Raw genomic sequence first — 5345 nt, 5'->3', positions numbered from 1 at the left:
GAACCAACCAGCCCCACCAGCCGTTCCACCCAGCGAGACCAAGGACACGAACAGATCACGAGAACTCTCACCCGCGCAGGACAATCCCAGGCTGGTGACGACCACACCACACGAACGGACACCCGTGAGGATCTCCAACCGAGGCAAGCTCCGCAGCACCACCGACCACAGCACCGCCCCCCGGCCACCCCTGGTGGAGTTCCACGACGTGTCCCTCACCCACGACCGCACCCGCCACCTGGACCACCTCGACCTGACCCTGCACCCCGGCGAACACGTCGCCCTGGTCGGCCTGACCCACGAGGCCACCACCGCACTGACCCGCCTGCTCACCGGCCAGAGCGCCCCCACCCGCGGACGCCTGGCCACCCACACCCGCGCCCACATCCTCACCCCCCGCCCCACCCTGGCCCACACCATCACCGGCCAGAGCGCACCCGACACCGACGACCCCCACCTGGCCCACGCCCTGGCCCACACCCGCCTGGACACGCACCGCCTGCACACACCCCTGGACGCCCTACCCCCCGCCCTGCTCCCCCGCATCCACCAGGCCCGCGCCCTCTACGCCCAGCGCACCAACACCCGCCTGCTCGTGCTCACCGACCCGCCCGCCCACGACCACGCCTGCCCACCCACCACACCCGACACCGGCCTGCTCACCCTCACCCGCCAACCCACCCTGGCCCGCACCGCCGACCGCATCCTGCTCCTGTACAAGGGGCGCGTCACCGAAACCGGCACCCACCACCAACTCCTGGTCCGCGGCGGCGCCTACGCACGCCTGTACGCCCTCACCGGCATCCACCGCACCGCCGGCCACGCCCTAGGATGAGGACGTGGCACCCATCGTCAAGGAACTCACCGTCGGCCAGGTCGCCGAACGTGCCGGAGTCGCCGTCTCAGCCCTGCACTTCTACGAACGCCAGGGCCTGATCCACAGCCGCCGCACGGCCGGCAACCAGCGCCGCTACCGCCGCGACACCCTGCGCCGGGTCTCCTTCATCCGCATCTCCCAACGCGTGGGCATGCCCCTGGCGCGCATCCGCCAGGCCCTGGACACCCTGCCCGACAACCGCACCCCCACCCGTGACGACTGGGCCCGCCTGTCCCAGCAGTGGCGCACCGAGCTCGACGCCCGCATAAGCCAACTCATCCGCCTGCGCGACGACCTCACCAACTGCATCGGCTGCGGCTGCCTGTCCCTGGACACCTGCACCCTGTCCAACCCCGACGACACCCTGGCCGCCGCGGGCCCCGGCCCGCGCCGCCTGATGGTCAACGCCCTGGCGCGCGAGACGGGCTGAACACGACGAAGACGGCGAACGCCCGCGTTCGCCGCCCCCAGCGGCACAGGACACCGTTCGAAGAACAGGCCCTAACTCCGCGCCCGGCCGATCCTCTCCCCGAGCCAGTCGGAGACCGCGTCATCGTCCCGGGGAAACTTCCTCAACTCGAAGACGTAGCTCTCCGGCGACGGAGGGATCGGGTGGACCCCCAGGTCCCTGTCGTAATGGAACCCCGCCTCGAACTCCCCGGGCCCGGTCACCGAAACCCACATGGCGAGCCACGTCCCCCTGCCCCGCTGGTACATCTCACGCTTGAGGGTGTCGGCCTTCTCGTCGACGGAGCGCGGGTGGCGCTTCCTCTCCGTTTCCCCGCCCTCGAAGGTCACGAGGTTCTCCATCGCCGCGACGCCGCCGATGTACTCATACCGGTAACTCATCGAGGCCCAGCCCTCCGGGGCGGCCTCGACCAGCTCAAGGGCCATCTCACGCACCAGCTCCTGCTGCTGGGCAGGTTCCACCGCGCTTCCTCCCGCTCCCGGCGCCCCACCTCGGTGTGTTCGCCCCGGCCGGCGAAGGAACCCGGCCCCCCTCCAGGGGGACACGGGTCCTCGCGGGGGTCATGGCGCCGGACCGTGTCATGACCCCCGCTGTTCCGGCGGGGACGGCGGCCCGCCGGGAGCGGCAGGGCCGCCCCTACACCCCGGCTGCCTCGTCGCGTCCGCGCCGCGCCAGCGCGTCAGCGCGCTCGTTGCCCTCGTCCCCGCTGTGCCCGCGCACCCAGCGCCACTCCACCTCATAGCGTGAGGCCACCTCGTCCAGGCGCTGCCACAGGTCCACGTTCTTGACCGGCTTCTTGTCGGCCGTGCGCCACCCCCGCCGCTTCCAGTTGTGCAGCCACGAGGTGATCCCGTTGCGCACGTAGGAGGAGTCGGTGTGCACCAGCACCGGCAGCGGCTGGCGCAGGCTCTCCAGCGCCTGGATCGCCGCCATCAGCTCCATCCGGTTGTTGGTGGTCTGCTCCTCGCCCCCGTACAGCTCCTTCTCGTGGCCGCCGTAGCGCAGCCACACCCCCCATCCGCCCGGACCGGGGTTGCCGCTGCACGCCCCGTCGGTGTAGATGACCACACGCTGCGTCGGCTCCTGGCCGACCTCGTCCCCGTTACGCATGCCGGGAAATCTACCGCCCTCCACGGTCACGAAAAGGCCACAACCCCCTCCAAGGGGGCCACAAAAGGAGCCATTCGCCCCCAATGGAGCCCCCACACCCGCCACTTCGGCCCGCCAACCCAGCCAAAGGACCTCCCACAACCACCCAAACCAACCACCCCCGTACAACAAAAAAAGGGGCGTCCCGCACCCGGAACACCCCCACACGACCCCACTCAGCCAGCGAACTCCCGCGCCAGCTCCTCAGCCCGCTCCTCACGACGCGCGAACACGTCGTTCGCCATCTCGTTCATCTTCTTCAACACCCGCTTGCGCTCACGCACACTCAACCGGTCCACGTACAACCGCCCCCACGTGTGATCGGTCTCGTGCTGCAAACACCGGGCGAAGTAACCGCTACCGCTGACGACCACGGGATTGCCGTCCCGGTCCAGCCCCCGCACCGTGGCGTGCTCAGCCCGCCCCAGATCCGCGTGCGGCCCCGGAACCGACAAACACCCCTCCGACTCCACCACCACCGCGTCATCCAGGTCGCGCTCGTCCAACACCGGGTTGACCACGTGCCCCACATGGCGCACACCGTCATCGTCAGGGCAGTCGTAGACGAACACCCGCAGGTCCACACCCACCTGGCTACCCGCCAACCCCACACCCTCGGCCGCGTACATCGTCACGAACATGTCGTCGATGAGCTCGGCCAGCTCCGCGCCGCCCAGCATCTGCGGCGCCACATCCACACCCGGCCGGTGCAGCACCTCCTCACCCGTCACGGTGATCCGCCGCACCCGGCCGCGCGCCGCCTCCGGGGCCCACTCGGGAAAATCCTCGACCTCCCGGCCCTGAACGACGACGCCAACCCCGCCATGCTCCGACATGGTCCTACTCTCACCACACTTCAACGAAACCAGGAGTTTCCCTGGATCAGACACCGCGCCAGGTAGTCGCGCAACGACACCACCACCAGGCGTCGCCGGTCGCTCTCATGATCCCACACCACGATCCCCGGACCGTAGTCGGTGTGCACGTAGGCGAACTGCGGCCCCATGTCGGAGTCACCGAAGAAGATCATCTCGTCGAAGGGCGCGTACAACTCCAGATAGTCCGGCTCCCGGCGCATCGCCAGGTTGTCCTCCACCAGACGCCGCGCACTCCACACCACCGCGTCCCCGTACTCGTTGGTCACCCCGTCGGTCTCGCGCAGCAACGAGGCCAACTCGAAGGGCAAAGGCAGCATCAGGTGCTTCTCCACCTCGGCCAGGGTCACCTCATCGGCCGGATCGCTCAGATCGGCCTCGGGATACATCTCCAGGATCAGTTCACGCCACACACTCCTGATCATCACAGGTCGTGGCAACCCACGGGAAATCGTCGGCGGCGAGTTGCGCCAAAAACCCGAACCCGCGGGCACCGCACCACCACAAACACCGAACACGCCACCCATATCACTATGCGTGCGCAATCAATCACTCTCCCACACAATGACCCCATGGCTTCCACCGCACGAATGCTCGCCACCACCGCACTCGCCGCCGCCCTGACCGCCCTGGGCGTCCCAGCCCACGCCACCACCGCCTACCCCGGCCACACCACCAGCCGCTACGTCCCCCTCACCGACGCCACCTCCACCCACGCCCACCAGGCCGGATGCACCGAAGGACGCACCGGCGCCACCGGCCCGCGCATCCTCTTCTTCGGCACCCAGGAAAAGAACGACACCCTACGAGAACCCGGCAGAGCGGGAAACTCCACCACACCCCGCTCCGCCTACACCAAGGCCGCCGCCTACGCCCACCACTGGGCCCAGGGCTTCACCGAGTGCCGCACCGACCAGGCCACCGCCCACCTGGCCCTGGGCGTCAACAACAAGGACGACGGCGGCATCACCGGCACCCACGCCGGACAGCGCTGGGCCGACCTGGTCACCACCGTCAAGGACGCCTCCACCACCGACGCCGTCACCATCACCGCCGCCCTGGACGCCGAACCCTCCTGGTCCACCCCCACCTGGGCCCGCGACTGGCTCGCCGCCTACACCAAGGCCACCACCACACCGCTCTACGCCGCCAACTCCGCCGACTCCTGCCCCACCACCGGCTCCGGCGACTGCGCCAACGGCTGGCGCCTGGCCGACGTCCACCACATGGCCGGCGGAGGCAACCACCGCATCCACGTCATCCCCCAGATCTACCGAACCGACGGCATCCAGGCCACCCAGTGGGCCAACATCAGCCGCTGGGGCCACACCAACGCCAACGACCCCCTGCGCTTCGCCGGAGCCATGTCCCAGCACACCGCCTGCCAACAACGCAGCTGCACCAACACCGACAACACCCCCCAGCAGTCCTGGGACCAACTCAAGAAGGCCCTGGACGCCCACACCGCCACCCGCGTCAACGACCTGGGCCCCGCCACCGACATGCGCTGGCCCTGACAGACCCCACACACCCCACAGGAGGGCCCCCGCGCACCGCGGGAGCCCTCCTCACCAGTGCGCCCACCCCCGTGCCACCACACGACAGGGGAGCCCTCACCACCGCGCCCACACCCACGAACAGGACACAATAGACACCAGCACCCGCACACGCAGGAACGGAAGAGACCACCCATGGCCACCGCATCCCACCACCGCGCAGGCCGCCTCACCACCCTGGCCTACCTCTTCCTCCTGCTCTCCCAAAACATCGCCGCCCTCCTACTCCTCCCCCTCATCCTGATCTCAGCCGTACTCACCCTGACCTGGATCGGCCTGCCCTTCGTCATCCTCACCGGCATCCTCCTGCGCACCCTCGCCGACAGCCAACGCCGCACCCTCAGCCACATGCTCATCAAAAACAGCAAACCCCCCCGCGGCCGCACAGGCACCCCAGGCCTGCCCAACCCCACCACCCG

8 protein-coding genes are annotated in these 5345 nt (G+C 69.3%); 4 read left to right on the top strand and 4 right to left on the bottom strand.

Features of this window, described 5'->3' with window-relative positions; all coding sequences use genetic code 11:
* Nucleotides 1–124: 124 nt before the first annotated feature.
* Together HGB44_RS32600 and soxR are read left to right on the top strand one after the other, a co-directional pair.
* On the top strand, nt 125–835 hold the full coding sequence (locus HGB44_RS32600; protein WP_061080985.1) for an ABC transporter ATP-binding protein: 711 nt from the start codon (nt 125–127) through the stop codon (nt 833–835).
* A gap of 4 nt (nt 836–839) precedes the next feature.
* Complete coding sequence (soxR, locus tag HGB44_RS31415) at nt 840–1307, top strand: redox-sensitive transcriptional activator SoxR (RefSeq protein WP_017567403.1); 468 nt, start codon at nt 840–842, stop codon at nt 1305–1307.
* A gap of 71 nt (nt 1308–1378) precedes the next feature.
* On the opposite strand, the gene HGB44_RS31410 is transcribed toward soxR, so the two are convergent.
* The 4 genes from HGB44_RS31410 to HGB44_RS31395 all read right to left on the bottom strand — a co-directional run bounded on the left by HGB44_RS31410 (nt 1379) and on the right by HGB44_RS31395 (nt 3795).
* Complete coding sequence (locus tag HGB44_RS31410) at nt 1379–1807, bottom strand: hypothetical protein (RefSeq protein ID WP_061080984.1); 429 nt, start codon at nt 1805–1807, stop codon at nt 1379–1381.
* 175 nt (nt 1808–1982) lie between these two features.
* A complete protein-coding gene (gene rnhA, locus HGB44_RS31405; protein WP_061080983.1) occupies nt 1983–2456 on the bottom strand; it encodes a ribonuclease HI in 474 nt (157 codons plus the stop codon).
* Between the two features lie 215 nt (nt 2457–2671).
* The gene (gene def, locus HGB44_RS31400) at nt 2672–3331 is read right to left on the bottom strand and encodes a peptide deformylase (RefSeq protein ID WP_061080982.1); all 660 of its coding nucleotides are present in this window, start codon (nt 3329–3331) and stop codon (nt 2672–2674) included.
* A 20-nt stretch (nt 3332–3351) separates the two neighbouring features.
* Nucleotides 3352–3795, bottom strand: coding sequence for an SMI1/KNR4 family protein (locus tag HGB44_RS31395; protein WP_013152997.1), 444 nt, complete (start codon nt 3793–3795; stop codon nt 3352–3354).
* A 165-nt stretch (nt 3796–3960) separates the two neighbouring features.
* Between HGB44_RS31395 and HGB44_RS31390 the strand changes: the two genes are divergently transcribed.
* Both HGB44_RS31390 and HGB44_RS31385 read left to right on the top strand, forming a co-directional pair.
* Entirely contained in the window at nt 3961–4887 is a 927-nt protein-coding gene (locus HGB44_RS31390; protein ID WP_061080981.1) for a hypothetical protein, read from the top strand.
* A gap of 174 nt (nt 4888–5061) precedes the next feature.
* Nucleotides 5062–5345, top strand: a 284-nt coding sequence (locus HGB44_RS31385) for a sensor domain-containing protein (RefSeq protein WP_210752429.1), incomplete at its 3' end; no start/stop codon positions are given.

This window comes from Nocardiopsis alborubida, from assembly GCF_012396365.1.
Taxonomy (GTDB): domain Bacteria; phylum Actinomycetota; class Actinomycetes; order Streptosporangiales; family Streptosporangiaceae; genus Nocardiopsis; species Nocardiopsis alborubida.
Note: the sequence above shows the minus strand (reverse complement) of the source record. Positions and strands in the feature narration are given on the sequence as shown.